Origin of the sequence: Enterobacter genomosp. O (assembly GCF_001022965.1) — a bacterium.
GTDB classification, from domain to species: Bacteria; Pseudomonadota; Gammaproteobacteria; order Enterobacterales; family Enterobacteriaceae; genus Enterobacter; species Enterobacter cloacae_L.
The window spans coordinates 62,288-79,532 of the sequence record NZ_LECZ01000027.1 but is presented as its reverse complement, the minus strand read 5'-3'; the positions used below and the strand labels follow the sequence as shown (position 1 = coordinate 79,532).

Below are 17,245 nucleotides of genomic sequence, written 5' to 3'. Positions count from 1 at the left end.
CTTATATCCCTTTTAAAGGAGGTTTTAGCGGTTTGATGTATTTACGAGCTTTACTGGTTTTCACCCTATTGATTCCCTTTCACGCACTCTCCCTGAATTTCTCATCTACCTTCCTGCGCCTTAATTGTCCGGAAAGAGGGCTCGTCGAGATTATTCTGCACGTTTACGACCATACGCAGGAAAGGTGGCGCGGTCATTTCGAAACCGGTGCGGGACACAAGCGCGCGGGAGATACCGAAATTATCCCGTTTGCGAATGGCGATATTCTTTTCCATTCCACGTCCAGCGACGCTTTCAGCTATTTATATGATGGGGAAAAGGTCCTGAGGCACTGCGTAAAACTTGATGAGCGACCGGTGTATCCGTCGTTTTGAAGCGTGCAAAACAAACTGGCCACCGCGTGGCCAGTTTGACGGGAGATCAGAAACGATAACCCGCAGAGAACATAAACACCCACGGATCCAGCCGCGTGTTGATGCTTTGCTGGTCACCGTTATGCTTGAAGCGCACATCGGTATCAATATCCATATACCAGACGGAGGCGTTAATTAACCAGTCGCGGTTAATCAGATAATCCAGTCCGACCTGCCCTGCCATCCCCCACGAATCTTTCAGGCTGAGATCGGTCAGGCCGGCCTCTTTCCCGGTATCGTTAAACTTCTCATCAAAGAAGGTGGTGTAGTTCACACCCGCGCCAATATAGGGACGCACCTTGCTGCTTGAGTCACCAAAGTACCACTGCGCCATCAGCGTTGGCGGCAGATGATGCACCGTGGCGATATCACCGGTTGGTCCAAGACCTACGCGATGACGGAAAGGCGTTGCGGCCAGAAGCTCAACACCAATGTTATCCGTCGCCATATAGGTAAAGGTTAACCCTAGCTGGGTGTTATTACTGACGTTAAAACCGCCCATTTTCAGTACATCATCCGACCCTTCAGTTGGGCGAACCGTAGCCGAACCGGCACGAATAAAGAATTCGCCTGCTTCATGCGCATACGCGCCGCCAGAGAGACTGCTTAATACAAGGGCTGCCACCGCTAATTTTTTCATATCCGCTCCATCGTTGTGGTTTTAATCGCGGGTGAGAATATACTCACAAATGAGTAATAAGTGATCTGCCACAGATCACATTAAAACCAGTAAGTTAACATTCATTGATCTGGGTTAATTTTTTGTGGCGCATCGCAAAGCAATAAGTTGTTTCCATGTCAATTTTTGGCATTTCACAGTTACAAAATTTTCTCATTTCCCCCTCTTGCTCTTCCTATGGCGGCTGGATAATTTAGCGCTCTCACAAGTTGATTTGATGCGTTCTTCATTTGCAGGTGTGCCATGAGTGATAAAAAACCGTGCATGACGTGCGGAGCCTGTTGTGCGTATTTTCGAGTCTCTTTCTACTGGGCCGAAGCCAGCGATGGCGGCGGTACCGTTCCGGTTCATCTCACAGAGCCGCTAACGCCTTTTCTGCGCTGCATGAGCGGCACGAACCAAAAACAGGTCCGCTGTGCGGCGCTACAGGGTGAGCCCGGGGTTTCTACCCGGTGTTCTATCTATGAGGATCGTCCCAGCCCGTGCCGGGAATTTGCCATGTCGGGAGAAGATGGGCAGGTCAATGAATCCTGCAATCGCGCCCGGGCGCGCGTTGGATTACCGCCGCTTTACAAAGATATGCTTTTCCATACAAGCCTTGATGCTGCCACAGCAGGCGCATCCGGTGTACAATTGCCGGCTAATTAACACCTGCAATACTCAAGGAGAGTGCATGTCTATCACGGCGAAGTCTGTCTACCGTGACACGGGAAACTTTTTCCGCAATCAGTTCATAACCTTTTTACTGATCGCGTTGCTTTGCGCCTTTATCACGGTGGTGCTGGGTCATGCGTTCTCACCGAGTGAAGAACAGATTGCCAGCCTGAGCCAGGGCGACCATCTTGCGGGAAGCGTGGGGTTGTTTGAGCTGGTGCAAAACATGACGCCGGAGCAGCAGCAGATTCTGCTGCGGGCCTCTGCTGCATCCACGTTCTCAGGCCTTATTGGTAATGCGGTTCTGGCGGGCGGAGTTTTACTGATGATTCAACTGGTATCGGCGGGTCATCGGGTCAGCGCCTTACGGGCGATTGGTGCCAGCGCGCCGGTCTTACCTAAGCTGTTTATCCTGATCTTTTTAACCACCCTGCTGGTGCAAATGGGGATTATGCTGGTCGTGGTGCCGGGTGTGTTACTGGCTATCGTGCTCTCCTTTGCCCCGGTCATGGTTGTGCAGGACAAAATGGGTATTTTTACCGCGATGCGCAGCAGCATCAGACTGGCATGGGCTAATATGCGTCTTGTGGCTCCCGCCGTGATCGGCTGGCTGCTCGCCAAAACGCTCCTGTTACTGTTTGCACCGAATTTTGCGGTATTGACGCCAAACGTTGGCGCAGTGGTGGCGAATACGCTGAGCAATCTGATTTCAGCGGTACTGCTGGTCTACCTGTTCCGCCTGTATATGTTAATTCGTCAGTAATCCTGAGGCGGGGACATCGCTGTCTCCCGCCCCGCTCAGAAGATGGAATCACAGAATGAAGCAGTTTCTTGATTTTTTACCGCTCGTGGTCTTTTTTGCTTTTTATAAGCTGTATGACATTTATGCCGCGACCACTGCACTGATCGTTGCGACCGCTGTTGTACTGATCTACAGCTGGGTTCGCTATCGTAAAGTCGAAAAAATGGCGCTGATAACGTTCGTCCTGGTCGCCGTGTTCGGCGGGCTTACTCTGTTCTTCCACAACGATGAATTTATTAAGTGGAAAGTGACCGTGATTTACGCGCTGTTTGCGGGTGCATTGCTAATCAGCCAGTGGGTAATGAAAAAGCCGCTGATCCAGCGCATGCTGGGCAAGGAGCTGACCCTGCCTCAGGAAGTCTGGTCGCGTCTGAATATCGCCTGGGCGGTCTTCTTTATTCTCTGCGGCCTCGCCAACATCTATATCGCCTTCTGGCTGCCGCAGAATATCTGGGTCAACTTTAAGGTCTTCGGCCTGACCGCGCTGACGCTTATCTTCACGCTGTTAAGCGGCGTATATATCTATCGCCACATGCCGCAGGACGACAAGCACTGATTAATGACTGACCAGGACGTTAACGACAGGCGTTCTGGTCTATTCTCTCCGCCTCGAAATCATAGTAGCATCCCGCCTGAAGTCTTCCGTTACGAGTTAAAACAATGACAACAACTAACGCCCCTCAGGGCGAACTGGTTTTACGCACACTGGCAATGCCCGCTGACACCAATGCCAATGGCGATATTTTTGGCGGCTGGCTGATGTCGCAGATGGATATGGGCGGCGCAATTCTGGCAAAAGAGATCGCCCATGGGCGTGTGGTCACCGTGAGGGTGGATGGCATGACCTTCCTGCGCCCGGTTGCGGTGGGTGATGTGGTTTGCTGCTACGCGCGCTGCGTCAAGCGCGGCAATACCTCTATTTCAATCAACATAGAAGTATGGGTCAAAAAAGTCTCTTCTGAGCCGATTGGACAGCGCTACAAGGCCACTGAAGCACTGTTTATTTATGTCGCAGTGGACAGCGAGGGTAAACCTCGTCAGCTTCCGCAGGCCTGATCGACAGGCAAAAAAAAGCCTCCATCAGGAGGCTTTTTTCATTCCATCTGCGCCCCGCCGTTCAGGCGGAAAACAATGTTCACTATCAGCCCATTACCAGGCTTGCCGGGCTCATAACGCCATTTGCGCATAGCCGTTTTCACATCTCGCTCAAACATATTAGACGGTTGAGCAGACAAGATTTCCACGTTATCAACGCGACCCTCCGCCGTGACGTCAAACTTCACCCGCACGCGGCCTTCAATGCGCAACATCTGAGCGCGAGGCGGATACTGAGGCTGATTGCGGCTCAGGGCCCGCGGACCCGCTGGCGCGGTTACCGTCGGCTTTGCGGTCGTTGCCGTATTGTTCATCACCGGACGTGAAGGCGCTGCATTTTCAACCGGCTGGGTCGCGCGCGGTTCAACCGGACGCTCCTCGCGTTTCGGACGTTCCTCGACCTTCTTGACCGGCTTTGGCTTCGGCTTAGGTTTTGGCTTCGGTTCAGGTTTATGGATAACCACCGGGGCTTCCTTCGGCGGCTCCGGAACGGGTTCGGGTTCTGGCTCCGGCTCAGCAACCGGCTGTGGCGGCGGAGGTGCAACCTGCGGAGGTTCGAGATCCGCTGGCGATACCATCGTCACCGAAATCGGCTGCGCGGGTGCTGGCATTTCAATAACCTGATGAACCGAGGTATACAGCAAACCCGCCACAACGGCACCGTGAATCACGACGGAAAGCAGCGTCGGCCAGGGAAAGCGGCGAGGTAAATCAAGGGTCATCGAAGTCATAATCATCAACGTTAAAAAACCGAACACTGATTTTAAATGCAAATAGCAATCATATTCAATAAGACACTTTGCTCTGGCGCAACTTTAGCGCATAAGAGGCCAAAAAAAGCGCATTCAGATCAGGACATTAACATTGTTTTTATTTTACATTGCAGTCGTTTGCCCTTTCACATAACGTAACTGACACTTTTACCGGTTAAGGAGCTTCGCCGTGTTTTACGTGATTTACTCTGAAGATGTTGCTGATTCACTCGCAAAACGCCAGTCTGTTCGCCCTGCCCACCTCGCGCGTTTGCAGTTGCTCCAGGATGAAGGCCGGTTACTGACCGCTGGCCCAATGCCTGCTGTAGACAGCAATGATCCGGGTGCCGCTGGTTTTTCGGGCTCCACGGTCATTGCTGAGTTTGAATCCCAGGAAGCCGCTCAGGCCTGGGCTGACGCTGACCCGTACGTTGCTGCGGGCGTGTATGCGAAGGTGACGGTTCGACCGTATAAGAAAGTGTTCTGATACCAGGCGGCTCCGAAAGGAGCCTTTTTTATGGCGGCGGCTACGCGTCTCTGTGCCGGGTAAACTGCTGCTCCGTCATAAGGCTTCCCCACTGGTCGCCTTCCCACTCTTTCACTAGCGTAAACCCAAACGATTCGTACAGCCGCCGGGCTGTGGTCAGCTTGTTAAACGTCCAGAGATGCACGGCTGAAAACCCGACGCTGTCGCAAAAACGCATGGCTTCGGTGAGTAATTTTTTTCCCGCGCCATGGCCCCGACAGCCGTCGTCGATAATAAACCAGCGCAGGTGGGCTTCGCCCTGTACTAAGTCCTCGCCATCGATTGCCACCGACCCCACGATCCTGTCGTTCATCACCGCCAGCCAGATCTGGTTACAGGGTTTGTCCAGCCGACCACTAAACTCAGCCAGACCTGCGGCCACTTTGGCCTCAAAGAAACGACCAAAATTATGCTCTCGGGCGTAATAGCACCCGTGCATTTCTGCAATGCGGCCAATCATGCCGGGTAGATAACCCTGCACAATCTTAAGCTCGTCGGGGCGGGTATCGACAGTCGTCTCACGACACGCCAGCAGCGCGTTGGCGTAAAGGGATAATCCCTGAGAGATGGTTTGCTGCTGAGCGGGCTTCAGGGACTTTATCGCTGAGACAACTCGCTCGTTGCTGTAGGTATTAATTTTTTTGACCGTCTCATGGCCTTTCGCAGTCAACCTGAGACATTTTGCTCTGGCATCGTCAGTGGAGACCACCTCTTCCAGTTCACCCGCGGCAATCAGGCGAGCCAGCATTCGGCTGACGCTGGACTTTTCCAGACCCAGCAGCTGCACCAGTTGACCCGCCGTCATCTCCTTGCGCAATGCGATTTCGACGAGGGTGTGCACGGCCGAGGGTGAGTAATGGGTTGAGGCCAGAGTGGACGCCATAAAGCCTAACTCTCGCACCATCAGACGCGAGGAACTACGGATAACGCTGACTACGGGGTTTTCGGTGTGCATGTTATGCCCTCACTATTTAGTTGTACTATACAACTAAATAGTGAGGGGCTGTCAAACAGAATTAAAAAGGCTCCCGCAGGAGCCTTTCATTCAATCAATGTAGCGACGCTAGCCTCGCCGCAAACCCGACAAACAGCAGCCCTATCAGCCCGTTCCCCAGCTTTGCCAGTTTCTTTTTGGTTTTCAGATAACGCGTCACAAACGCGCCGGAGAAGATCAGGAAGCTCATATACATAAAGCTAATCAGTTCAAGCGTGGTAGCGAGGATCAGGAAAGAGGTACCTGTGTTCTCAGCATTCACGTCAATAAACTGAACGAAAAACGATACGTAGAACAGAATCGCTTTTGGATTCGTCAGGCTTAATACCAGCGAGCGTTTCATGATTGCGCTGGCAGGTTCGGTTCCGCTCTCGTGAGCATGATTCTGCCGGGTGATGACCGACCAGAGCATTTTACCGCCCAGCCACAGCAGATAGAAAGCGCCGAGATAACGTACGATATTAAATAGCACCGGGGTGGTCTGGATTAACGCAGCCACGCCCGCCCAGGCCAGAAACATCAGTACCGCATCGCCGATAAATACCCCTGTCGCGGCGAGATAGCCTTTTTTAACGCCGTGACCGATCCCGGTTTTCAGCACAAACAGGGTATTTGGCCCCGGCACCAGCACGATAAAAAAGGCGCCGACAACGTACGTCCAGAAATTCAGTACACCAAACTCCGCAAACACTTCTCCCTCCTTTTGCTAAACACAACGGGAATATCGCTGCAAATACGCTATTCCCAAAAATCAGACGCTATAAAAACAGTGGGCACCATTACGGTGCCCTCATGGTTCTCAGATATCCTGGACTGCGAACAGCAACGCGTTACGGTGTCTGGTCAATCCACATTTTCTGATGGCGTGAATACGCATATTGCGGCGGGATTGTGCTTCCAGCCAACGAGCCTTGCGACGACTCACCTGTCGCAACATGCGCCAGCGCCCTACTTCTGTTCTACTGCGCTTCATGTTTACAACTCTTTCTCTAACACTTTTTCTCTTAAAGAAAGGCCATTATAAACCCAACCCGTCAGCAAACCAGCGCTTTTACCTGGCGTTTTTATTTGCCAGATGAATCCTGATGCGTACACTCTTAACAATACGCTTTCAAAAGGATTTTTTTACCTATGACAACCTTCTACACCGTGGTGAGTTGGCTGGTCATTTTGGGATACTGGCTGTTAATCGCGGGTGTGACATTACGCATCCTGATGAAGCGCAGAGCCGTACCCTCTGCCATGGCCTGGCTTCTGATAATCTACATCCTGCCGCTGGTGGGAATTATTGCCTATCTCTCTTTCGGTGAGCTTCATCTGGGTAAACGCCGCGCCGAGCGGGCCCGCGCCATGTGGCCTTCGACCGCGAAGTGGCTCCACGACCTTAAAGCCTGCAAACATATCTTTGCCGAGGAGAACAGCAGCGTCGCCTCCTCATTATTTAAGCTCTGCGAGCTGCGCCAGGGGATTGGTGGCGTAAAAGGCAATCAGCTCCAGCTCCTGACCTCGTCCGACGACGTCATGCAGGCGTTAATCCGCGATATCCAGCTGGCCCGCCATAATATCGAGATGGTCTTCTACATCTGGCAACCCGGCGGCATGGCCGACCAGGTCGCTGAATCGCTGATGGCGGCAGCACGGCGTGGCATTCATTGCCGCCTGATGCTTGACTCCGCGGGCAGCGTGGCGTTCTTCCGTAGCCCGTGGGCGGGCATGATGCGCAATGCCGGTATCGAAGTGGTAGAGGCGCTGAAGGTGAATCTCCTGCGCGTATTTCTGCGCAGGATGGATCTCCGCCAGCATCGCAAGATGGTCATGATCGATAACTATATTGCCTACACCGGCAGCATGAACATGGTTGACCCGCGCTTCTTCAAGCAGGACTCGGGCGTTGGCCAGTGGGTGGATTTGATGGCGCGCATGGAGGGGCCGATTGCCACCTCGATGGGCATCGTCTACTCCTGCGACTGGGAGATAGAGACCGGCAAGCGTATTCTGCCGCCGCCGCCGGACGGCAATATTATGCCGTTTGAGGAGGCCAGCGGTCACACTATTCATACCATTGCCTCCGGGCCGGGCTTCCCGGAAGATTTGATCCATCAGGCGCTGCTGACGGCAACGTACTCGGCGCGTGAATATCTGATCATGACAACGCCCTACTTTGTCCCCAGCGACGATCTTCTGCACGCAATCTGCACCGCCGCGCAGCGCGGCGTCGATGTGAGCATCATTTTGCCACGCAAAAATGACTCCCTTCTGGTGGGCTGGGCCAGCCGTGCATTCTTTAGCGAACTGCTGGCCGCGGGGGTGAAGATTTACCAGTTTGAGGGCGGCTTGCTCCACACCAAGAGCGTTCTCGTCGACGGTGAGCTAAGCCTGGTGGGGACGGTCAACCTGGATATGCGTAGCCTGTGGCTAAACTTTGAAATCACGCTGGTGATTGATGATGCCGGCTTTGGCGGCGATCTTGCGGCGGTGCAGGATGATTATATCTCCCGCTCGCGGCTGCTGGATGCCAGACTGTGGGTAAAACGTCCGCTGTGGCAGAGAATTGCCGAACGACTGTTTTACTTCTTTAGTCCGTTGCTGTAAAACGTGCCCAACGATGTTAAACAGGTAGTCATCATGGAAATGGATCTGAACAATCGCCTGACCGAAGACGAAACGCTCGAGCAGGCCTACGACATTTTTCTCGAACTGGCGGTTGATAACCTCGATCCCGCAGACGTGATCCTCTTTAATTTGCAGTTCGAAGAGCGCGGCGGTGCTGAACTGTTCGACCCGTCAGAAGACTGGGCTGAGCATGTGGATTTTGACCTTAATCCTGACTTCTTTGCCGAAGTGGTGATTGGGCTGGCTGATGAAGATGGCGGCGAAATTAACGACATCTTTGCCCGCGTCCTGCTGTGTCGCGAGAAAGACCACAAGCTGTGCCATATTCTCTGGCGCGAATAATAAAAAAGGCTGCGATTGCAGCCTTTTTTATTTACTCCGGCAATTCACTTCCGCAACGATTACAAAACCGCGCGCTGTGTTCATGTTCGCCCTGATGGCAGCTCGGGCATTTACGCTGCTGCTTGCGGCTCTGAAATGCGTTGCTCATGTGTGTAGTAATGAGTCCCGTCGGGATCGCAATCACCGAATATCCAATCAAGATCAGCACTGACGCCACAATGCGGCCCAGTGGCGTATGGGGCGTGATATCTCCGTAGCCCACGGTCGTGACGGTCACAATCGCCCAGTACACCGACGCATTGAGCGTCGTAAAGCCATATTTCGGCCCTTCTATCAAATACATCAGCGCGCCGAAAACAATCATGACGATGGCAATAAATGAATAGAACAGAATAAGCTGATGTCGCGCGCTAACGATCGCACTCCAGAATATGCGCAATGACGGCATAAACCGCAGTAATTTCAGAATACGTAATACCCGAATAACGCGCATCGCGCGCCAGGCAAAGACATAGCTCAGGCTGATTTCCGGCCACAGCCACATCACATAGAGCGGCAGGATGGTGGCTAAATCGATAACCCCCCAAAAGCTGAAAACATATCGGGCCGGGTTAGGCCAGGTAACCACTCTGAGGATGTATTCAGCGGTAAAGACCAGGGTTATCGCCAGTTCAAGCCAGACAAAGATATGCCATTCGTCAAACGTCAGGTGATATTGCGTCCCGGCACCCGATTCAATAAAGATGACAACCACGCTCAGGAGTGCGAATAAGCCACAAAGACCTTCGAAGCGTCGTCCGGATACCGTTTCAGGATCGAATAATAAATGATAAAGCCGCCGACGGGCTGACGTGAATAAACGCGACACGGTTACCTCGCAAAAAATAAGGGCTGACATCATGTCAGCCCTTGCGATTATAACGGGTCTACTTTCAGGCAGGAAACCGCATGTCGGAAACTGCCTTCCAGAACCGGTCGCGTTTTCGCACACTCCGGCCCGGCCAGAGGGCATCGCGTACGGAAAACGCAGCCCGACGGCGGGTTAATCGGCGAGGGCAATTCCCCTTCCAGAAGCTGAATCGTTTTATTTTTTTCCAGATCGGGGTCCGGAATCGGCACCGCGGACATCAGCGCTTTGGTGTAAGGGTGCAGCGGGTTGTGGTACACCTCATCGTAGGTGCCCAGCTCCACGGCATGACCCAGGTACATCACCAGTACGCGGTCAGAGATGTGTTTCACTACGGCCAGGTCATGCGCAATGAAGATCAGCGACAGCCCCATTTCACGCTGCAGCTTTTGCAGCAGGTTTACGACCTGAGCCTGAATGGACACGTCCAGCGCGGAAACCGGCTCATCACAGATGATCAGCTTCGGCTCGAGGATCAGCGCGCGCGCAATACCAATACGCTGGCACTGACCGCCGGAGAATTCATGCGGATAGCGGTTGATGAGGTTAGGCAGCAGACCCACTTTCATCATCATCGCCTTAACACGATCGCGAACTTCCTGACGCGGCATCTTCGGATGATAGGTACGCAGCGGCTCGGCAATAATCTCACCGATGGTCATACGCGGGTTTAATGACGCCAGCGGATCCTGGAATATCATCTGGATATCGCTGCGCACGTCGCGCCACTCGTCCGGCTTCATGCCCAGCAGATCTTTACCCAGCCAGGCCACCTTGCCGCCGGTGGCTTTGACCAGACCGATAATCGCTCGCGCAAAGGTCGATTTACCGCAGCCGGATTCGCCCACCACGCCCAGGGTTTCCCCTTCGTACAGGCGCAGCGTCACGCCATCCACCGCTTTCAGCGTCTTTGGCGGTTGCCAGAACCACTGTTTTCCGTCTTTGATGTCGAAATGCACTTTAAGGTCTGCGATTTCGAGCAGCACGTTGCGTTTTTCATCTAATGCGTTCATACCAGCTCCTCCTGCGGCTTAAAGCAGGCGCGCAGACGGCCTGGTGCAAACTCTTCCAGCGGCGGTGCGCTGTTGCAGATTTCCATCGCGTGCGGACAGCGCGGCTGGAACGGACAGCCTTTCGGCAGACGCAGCAGGTTTGGCGGGTTGCCCGGAATAGTGAGCAGCGCTTCCCCTTCCGCATCGAGACGCGGGACCGCATTCAGCAGGCCAATTGAATACGGATGCGCAGGCTGATAAAACACATCGCGCGCGTTTCCGTATTCCATGGTACGACCGGCATACATCACCAGTACTTTGTCACAAATGCCCGCAACCACGCCCAGATCGTGGGTGATCATGATAATCGCCGTGTTGAACTCGCGCTTAAGCTCGTTCAACAGGGTCATGATTTGCGCCTGAACGGTGACGTCCAGCGCGGTGGTGGGTTCATCGGCAATCAGCAATTTTGGCCGGCACAGCAGCGCCATCGCAATCATCACGCGCTGACGCATACCGCCGGAGAACTCGTGCGGGAACATGCGCATACGCTTACGCGCTTCCGGCATTTTCACCGCATCCAGCATTTTAACGGACTCTTCAAAGGCCTCTGCTTTCCCCAGGCCTTTGTGCAGCATAAGCACTTCCATCAGCTGCTCGCCAACGCGCATATACGGGTTAAGCGAGGTCATCGGATCCTGGAAAATCATCGAGATCTGTTCGGCGCGCAGCTTGTTCAGCGCATGCTCCGGCAGGTTGAGGATTTCACGGCCGTTGAATTTTGCGGAACCCCCAATCACGCCGTTCGATGCCAGCAGCCCCATCAACGCAAAGGCGGTCTGGGATTTGCCCGAGCCGGATTCACCGACGATCCCCAGCGTTTCGCCCGCACGCAGGTTGAAGTTGAGATCGTTGACGGCGGTAACATCCCCGTCCGGCGTTTTAAAGGTCACGCGGAGGTCTTTCACGTCCAGCAGAAGATTGCTCTGCTGTTGCGCCTGTGGCGCAGTGGCCGTTTCAATAATTGTCATGACGGCGCTCCTTAACGGTCTTTCGGGTCGAGGGCATCACGCAGGCCATCGCCGATAAAGTTAAAACAAAACAGGGTGACGACCAGGAAACCCGCCGGGTATAGCAGCAGCCACGGTGAGACTTCCATTGAGTTTGCGCCATCGCTCAGCAGCGCGCCCCAGCTGCTCAGTGGTTCTTGCGTACCCAGCCCGAGGAAGCTCAGGAAGGATTCAAACAGAATCATGCTTGGTACCAGCAGTGAGGCGTACACCACCACCACGCCCAGCACGTTGGGAACGATATGACGAACCACGATATTTCCGGTAGAGACGCCCCCTACCTGCGCGGCCTCGATAAACTCTTTACGTTTAAGGCTCAGCGTCTGGCCGCGAACAATACGCGCCATGTCCAGCCAGGAAACCATCCCGATGGCCACGAAGATCAGCAGGATGTTCTGGCCGAAGAAGGTCACCAGCAGGATGACGAAGAACATAAACGGGAAGGAGTTCAGGATTTCCAGCAGACGCATCATTACCGAGTCCACTTTGCCGCCAAGATAGCCGGAAAGTGAGCCGTAAAGCGTACCCAGTATTACCGCCACCAGCGCGGCTGCGATACCGACCATCAGCGAGATACGGCCACCGATAGCGACGCGCACCAGCAGATCGCGCCCGGAAGAGTCCGTGCCAAAATAGTGGCCGGATTCCATATCCGGCGCGCTGGACATCATGCCCCAGTCGGTGTCGAAATAGGTAAACTGCGACAGCATCGGCGCCAGGGTCACAAACAGCGCGATAATCACCAGAACAACCAGACTGGCGACCGCTGCACGGTTGTGCATAAAGCGACGGCGCGCGTCCTGCCAGAGGCTACGGCCTTCTACTTCCAGTTTTTCACTGAAGTTTTCCAGCGCCTCGCTGTTTTTCTTACTCAACATCATGGCGTGCTCCAGCGTTAGTAACGGATTTTCGGATCGATGACGGCATACAGCACATCGACGATCGCGTTAAAGAGAATGGTCAGCGCACCGACGAGGATGGTCAGACTCAGCACCAGCGAATAGTCGCGGTTGAGCGCACCGTTAACAAACAGCTGGCCAATGCCCGGCAGACCGTAGATCGTTTCGATAACCATTGAACCGGTGATGATCCCGACGAAGGCAGGCCCCATGTAGGAGAGCACGGGCAACAGCGCCGGCTTGAGCGCGTGGCGGAAAATAATCCGGCGCATCGGCAGCCCTTTTGCGCGCGCGGTACGAATGAAGTTCGAGTGCAGCACTTCGATCATTGAACCACGGGTGATACGCGCGATACTGGCGATGTACGCCAGAGATAATGCCACCATCGGCAAAATCATGAACTTTAATGCCCCACCGTTCCAGCCGCCGCCAGGCAGCCACTTCAGCGTGATGGCAAATATCATTACCAGTAATGGCGCGACAACGAAGCTGGGTATAACTACCCCGGTCATCGCCACTCCCATTACGGCATAATCCCATTTGGTATTTTGTCTGAGCGCGGCGATAACGCCAGCGGCGACCCCGAAAACGACGGCCAGAATGAATGCCGCAGCACCCAATTTTGCCGAAACCGGGAAGCTGGACGCCACCAGGTCGTTAACGGAATAGTCTTTATATTTAAATGACGGTCCAAAATCACCGTGGGCCAGTTGCTTCAGATAATTGAAGTACTGAGTGGAGATAGGATCGTTTAAATGGTATTTCGCTTCGATATTCGCCATAACTTCTGGCGGCAGCGTACGCTCACCGGTAAATGGACTTCCCGGTGCAAGACGCATCATGAAGAAGGAAATCGTAATTAGAATAAAAAGCGTTGGAATCGCTTCAAGACAGCGACGTAGGATAAATTTCAACATTGCCCGTACCTTCTGGCGTGTGCCTATATAATGTGACGTTGGTTAGACACCGTGGGGCGAGCATGCTCGCCCCACTCATTGCCATTAATGCTTGATAATATACAAGTTTTTAACGTAGATATTATCCATCGGGTCTTTACCGGTATACCCACCTACCCACGGTTTCACCAGACGGGCGTTAACGTAGTAGTAAACCGGAACGATCGCGGAATCTTTATCCAGCTGCTGCTCAGCTTTAGAGTACAGTTCGGTACGCTGCGCTTCGTCAGTGGTTTTCAGCGTGTCAGAAATCAGCTTGTCAAACGCCGGGCTCTTATAGTGCGCGGTGTTGTTTGAGCTGTCGCTCAGCATGGTGTTCAGGAAGGAGGTCGGTTCGTTATAGTCCGCACACCAGCCTGCACGCGCCACATCAAAGGTGCCCTGATGACGGCTGTCGAGGAAGGTCTTCCACTCCTGGTTTTCCAGCTTCACGTTTGCGCCCAGGTTCTTTTTCCAGATTGAGGCAACGGCGATAGCCAGTTTTTTGTGCAGATCGGAGGTGTTGTACAGCAGGCTGAAGGTCAGCGGCTTGTCAGCGGTGTAGCCCGCTTCGGCCAGCAGTTTCTTCGCTTCTGCGTTACGCTGTTCCTGCGTTTCTTTGAACCATTCTGGCGCAGTCAGTTTTGCACCATCGGTGTATGGAGGGGTATAGCTGTACGCTGGCAGATCGCCCTGGTTTTTCACTTTGTTCACGATAATATCGCGATCCAGTGCCAGCTTCAGCGCAGTACGTACACGCACGTCGGTGAACGGTGCTTTCTGGTTGTTGATTTCGTAGTAATAGGTGCACAGGTACGGATCGACGTGAACTTCTTTCGGGATCTCTTTTTTCAGTTTCTGGAACAGTTCAATCGGCATGTTGTTATAGGTCATGTCGATTTCACCGCTGCGGTAGCGGTTAACGTCAGTCACTTCGGAAGAGATTGGCAGGTAGGTCACCTGATTAATCACGGTTTTCGCGTTGTCCCAATACTGCGGGTTACGATCGAGAACCATGCGTTCGTTAACCACCCAGTCTTTCAGCTTATAGGCGCCGTTGGTCACGATGTTGGCAGGCTGCGTCCATTTTTCGCCAAATTTTTCCACTGCGGATTTCGGTACCGGAGAGACGGACGGGTGAACCAGCAGCTTATAGAAGTACGGAACAGGTTCGCTCAACGTCACTTCAAAGGTATTTGCATCAATCGCTTTTACGCCCAGGTCTGTAACCGGCTTTTTGCCCGCGATGATGTCATCAATATTGGCGATGTGGCCATATTGCAGGTAGCTCGCATACGGGGAGGCGGTGTTTGGGTTCGCCAGGCGCTGCCAGCTATAAACGAAATCTTCGGCCGTAACCGGGGTACCGTCGGACCATTTCGCATCTTTACGCAGATGGAAGGTCCAGACTTTGAAATCTTTGTTTTCCCATTTTTCTGCCACACCCGGTGCTGGGTGGCCGTCTACGTCCGTCACCAGCAGGCCTTCGAACAGGTCGCGGTTAACGTTAGACTCAGGAACACCTTCAATTTTGTGCGGGTCAAGAGACTGAACTTCCGCACCGTTATTACGAACCAGCGTCTGCTTCTCAGCCAGTTGAACTCCTGCAGGAACGTCCGCAGCCATTGCAGCGTTGCCCGCGATTAGCGCAGTTAAAATCCCCGCCGCTACCAGATTTTTTTTTGTGATGATGGACATTGTGTTGGTACTCCACTCATTATAATTACTGGCCTTCGCCAGCTGTGTAATCCCCTGTTGGGGCCTGTACAGCGCAGGAGTTTTTTTTGCTGCTGTCAGGTTCTTCTTTTACTGCTTGCTATCACCGACTTTTTTATTACTGACCGCTCGTATGGCCGTCTTGCGTCGATTCTTCACCGGCCTCCCCTGTCTGAGACCCGTGCTGGATATCTGAGAAGAGAACTATATGAAAATAATTCTCATCTGATTGTTTTATGCTGCAAAATATTAGGCCGGAAAGTATCAAATGGCGTAAACGCGCGCCAATACATTTTGCAAATTTGTTAAGCAATTCTCTTTTACGGTGAACACCGTATCTTTGGGGGCAGCCCTGCCAGACATCAAACACCATCAAAAACACATGACATTCAATATGATAGAGAAAATTGTCTCTATAAGCGCGTCGCTGCGCCATCATCGGGTGGTTTTGTACAAAAATTTAACAACTGGTTATTATTTAGCACATTCATCTAAGGGAATGTTGAAATTACTAATATCATTTCGGTTATCTCTCAGCAAGCCCCAGAGTATCATGTGAGTAAAATAACAGAGCGATCGAAGGTTTTATGTGCAGGCGGGTTGAGGCGGAATTAATAACTTATTGAAATACAAGAGATGAACATTATTAGTAGAATTTATTATGATATGTGAGCATTTCAACTTAAGTTATATGATTTGCTGATAATCACGTAAAAAAACGGAGCCGTCGCTCCGTTCTTTCATATGAAATATTAGTGTAACAAGCCGGGGAAAATGCTTTTAATCCCCGTGACAATAAATTCTATCCCTAACGCCATCAGCAGCAGGCCCATGATACGCGTAATGACGTTAATGCCCGTCTGCCCCAGCAGGCGCACCAGCCACGGTGCCATGCGGAATACTCCCCAACAACAGAGCGCGAAAAGAGCGATGGCGACTGAAAAACCAATCAGATGCATCAGGCTATGGTAACGCGTGCCCCAGACAATGGTTGAACTGATAGCGCCAGGACCGGCCATGAGCGGTAATGCCAGCGGCACCACGCCGATGCTTTCCCGGATGGCGGTTTCTGATTTCTCCTGCTTGTTCTGTTTATCCTCACCCAGCTTCCCGCTGATCATGGACATGGCGATAGTCACCACCAGGATCCCACCCGCGATGCGGAAAGAATCGATCGAAATGCCGAAGAGCTGAAGAATGGCATCCCCCAGAAAAAGGGAGGTCAGCAATATGACCGCCACAGACAGGTTAGCGGTGAGATTGGTCTTATTCCTGGCCGCTGCCGTCTGGTAACTCGTCATACTAATAAAGACAGGAATGATCCCCACCGGGTTGACCAGGGCAAACAAACCAATAAAAAATTTGAAATACGTTGGAAAATCAAAGAGCGTTTGGATCACGTTTTGCTCCGCTTATACATATGCCCGGGACTGAGAATTTGTCATGAGAAATCGCGCTGAAGATACCCTTTTTATCAGCATACTTCACTTGAAATCTGTGCCAAAACGTTATCATTTCAGGATGTTAAACATATGTATAATCAATGATAGCGCCGCTTCCAATACTTACGTAATTATTTAACACTGGAAAAATCACAACGAAATAACCCTGCTGAAAGGTATCAGCTTGGGGAAAAATTGATGCAGATCATGATTTCCGTACTCAGAAGTGAGTAATCTTGGTTACGCCCCCAGGGAGATCGCCTGACAAAAATGGATGATGCTAAGGTAAGGCTCTTTTAGTAAATTAGTGTGCTGAAGCAGAAAGTAACTCTTTGTTTTACTTTGTGTTACGCAAGTGGTATCGGCTCTGACTATACTGAGTGACGTATCGAGCGCTGGTTTACTAAAAGAGTT

General features: G+C 52.5%; 20 protein-coding genes. 7 read left to right on the top strand and 13 right to left on the bottom strand.

Annotated features, from left to right (window positions below):
* Positions 1–101: 101 nt before the first annotated feature.
* Both ABR39_RS26010 and ompW read right to left on the bottom strand, forming a co-directional pair.
* A complete protein-coding gene (locus ABR39_RS26010; RefSeq protein WP_165587294.1) occupies positions 102–275 on the bottom strand; it encodes a hypothetical protein in 174 nt (57 codons plus the stop codon).
* Positions 276–420: 145 nt separating this feature from the next.
* Positions 421–1,053, bottom strand: coding sequence for an outer membrane protein OmpW (ompW, locus tag ABR39_RS19310; RefSeq protein ID WP_047348252.1), 633 nt, complete (start codon positions 1,051–1,053; stop codon positions 421–423).
* Between the two features lie 282 nt (positions 1,054–1,335).
* Between ompW and ABR39_RS24230 the strand changes: the two genes are divergently transcribed.
* From ABR39_RS24230 to yciA, 4 genes are all read left to right on the top strand, one after another.
* Positions 1,336–1,740 (top strand): YkgJ family cysteine cluster protein, encoded by a 405-nt coding sequence (locus tag ABR39_RS24230; protein WP_048339060.1) that lies wholly within the window; start codon positions 1,336–1,338, stop codon positions 1,738–1,740.
* A 25-nt stretch (positions 1,741–1,765) separates the two neighbouring features.
* On the top strand, positions 1,766–2,509 hold the full coding sequence (locus ABR39_RS19305) for a YciC family protein (RefSeq protein ID WP_033145752.1): 744 nt from the start codon (positions 1,766–1,768) through the stop codon (positions 2,507–2,509).
* Between the two features lie 55 nt (positions 2,510–2,564).
* The gene (locus tag ABR39_RS19300; RefSeq protein WP_023312088.1) at positions 2,565–3,104 is read left to right on the top strand and encodes a septation protein A; all 540 of its coding nucleotides are present in this window, start codon (positions 2,565–2,567) and stop codon (positions 3,102–3,104) included.
* Positions 3,105–3,208: 104 nt separating this feature from the next.
* Complete coding sequence (yciA, locus tag ABR39_RS19295; protein WP_008502796.1) at positions 3,209–3,604, top strand: acyl-CoA thioester hydrolase YciA; 396 nt, start codon at positions 3,209–3,211, stop codon at positions 3,602–3,604.
* A gap of 38 nt (positions 3,605–3,642) precedes the next feature.
* Here the strand turns inward: yciA and tonB are convergent, their stop codons facing one another.
* Positions 3,643–4,365, bottom strand: a complete 723-nt coding sequence (gene tonB / locus ABR39_RS19290; protein ID WP_047348251.1) for a TonB system transport protein TonB — start codon at positions 4,363–4,365, stop codon at positions 3,643–3,645.
* 220 nt (positions 4,366–4,585) lie between these two features.
* On the opposite strand from tonB, the gene ABR39_RS19285 reads away from it, so the two are divergent.
* A complete protein-coding gene (locus tag ABR39_RS19285; RefSeq protein WP_047348250.1) occupies positions 4,586–4,882 on the top strand; it encodes a YciI family protein in 297 nt (98 codons plus the stop codon).
* Between the two features lie 40 nt (positions 4,883–4,922).
* On the opposite strand, the gene ABR39_RS19280 is transcribed toward ABR39_RS19285, so the two are convergent.
* The 3 genes from ABR39_RS19280 to ABR39_RS25915 form a co-directional block, all read right to left on the bottom strand.
* Complete coding sequence (locus ABR39_RS19280; protein WP_047348249.1) at positions 4,923–5,876, bottom strand: bifunctional helix-turn-helix transcriptional regulator/GNAT family N-acetyltransferase; 954 nt, start codon at positions 5,874–5,876, stop codon at positions 4,923–4,925.
* A 94-nt stretch (positions 5,877–5,970) separates the two neighbouring features.
* Entirely contained in the window at positions 5,971–6,606 is a 636-nt protein-coding gene (leuE, locus tag ABR39_RS19275; RefSeq protein ID WP_047348248.1) for a leucine efflux protein LeuE, read from the bottom strand.
* A gap of 108 nt (positions 6,607–6,714) precedes the next feature.
* Positions 6,715–6,888 carry a YciY family protein gene (locus ABR39_RS25915; RefSeq protein WP_086379783.1) on the bottom strand — a complete coding sequence of 58 codons (174 nt, stop codon included), beginning with the start codon at positions 6,886–6,888 and terminating at the stop codon, positions 6,715–6,717.
* Between the two features lie 158 nt (positions 6,889–7,046).
* Here ABR39_RS25915 and cls point away from each other — a divergent pair, with 158 nt between their 5' ends.
* Both cls and ABR39_RS19265 read left to right on the top strand, forming a co-directional pair.
* Entirely contained in the window at positions 7,047–8,507 is a 1,461-nt protein-coding gene (gene cls / locus ABR39_RS19270) for a cardiolipin synthase (protein ID WP_047348247.1), read from the top strand.
* A 33-nt stretch (positions 8,508–8,540) separates the two neighbouring features.
* Complete coding sequence (locus ABR39_RS19265; protein WP_006810881.1) at positions 8,541–8,870, top strand: HI1450 family dsDNA-mimic protein; 330 nt, start codon at positions 8,541–8,543, stop codon at positions 8,868–8,870.
* Between the two features lie 31 nt (positions 8,871–8,901).
* Here ABR39_RS19265 and ABR39_RS19260 read toward each other — a convergent pair whose 3' ends face one another.
* The 7 genes from ABR39_RS19260 to ABR39_RS19230 form a co-directional block, all read right to left on the bottom strand.
* On the bottom strand, positions 8,902–9,771 hold the full coding sequence (locus ABR39_RS19260; protein WP_065365750.1) for an ion transporter: 870 nt from the start codon (positions 9,769–9,771) through the stop codon (positions 8,902–8,904).
* 14 nt (positions 9,772–9,785) lie between these two features.
* Positions 9,786–10,790 (bottom strand): murein tripeptide/oligopeptide ABC transporter ATP-binding protein OppF, encoded by a 1,005-nt coding sequence (gene oppF, locus ABR39_RS19255; RefSeq protein WP_014832245.1) that lies wholly within the window; start codon positions 10,788–10,790, stop codon positions 9,786–9,788.
* The gene (locus ABR39_RS19250; protein ID WP_047348246.1) at positions 10,787–11,800 is read right to left on the bottom strand and encodes an ABC transporter ATP-binding protein; all 1,014 of its coding nucleotides are present in this window, start codon (positions 11,798–11,800) and stop codon (positions 10,787–10,789) included. Before ABR39_RS19250 ends, oppF begins: the two co-directional genes overlap by 4 nt.
* Positions 11,801–11,811: 11 nt before the next feature.
* Entirely contained in the window at positions 11,812–12,720 is a 909-nt protein-coding gene (gene oppC, locus ABR39_RS19245; protein ID WP_047348245.1) for an oligopeptide ABC transporter permease OppC, read from the bottom strand.
* A 14-nt stretch (positions 12,721–12,734) separates the two neighbouring features.
* Positions 12,735–13,655, bottom strand: a complete 921-nt coding sequence (oppB, locus tag ABR39_RS19240) for an oligopeptide ABC transporter permease OppB (RefSeq protein ID WP_047348244.1) — start codon at positions 13,653–13,655, stop codon at positions 12,735–12,737.
* Positions 13,656–13,739: 84 nt separating this feature from the next.
* On the bottom strand, positions 13,740–15,371 hold the full coding sequence (gene oppA / locus ABR39_RS19235; protein WP_047348243.1) for an oligopeptide ABC transporter substrate-binding protein OppA: 1,632 nt from the start codon (positions 15,369–15,371) through the stop codon (positions 13,740–13,742).
* 770 nt (positions 15,372–16,141) lie between these two features.
* On the bottom strand, positions 16,142–16,789 hold the full coding sequence (locus ABR39_RS19230; protein ID WP_047348242.1) for a YchE family NAAT transporter: 648 nt from the start codon (positions 16,787–16,789) through the stop codon (positions 16,142–16,144).
* Between the last annotated feature and the right edge of the window lie 456 nt (positions 16,790–17,245).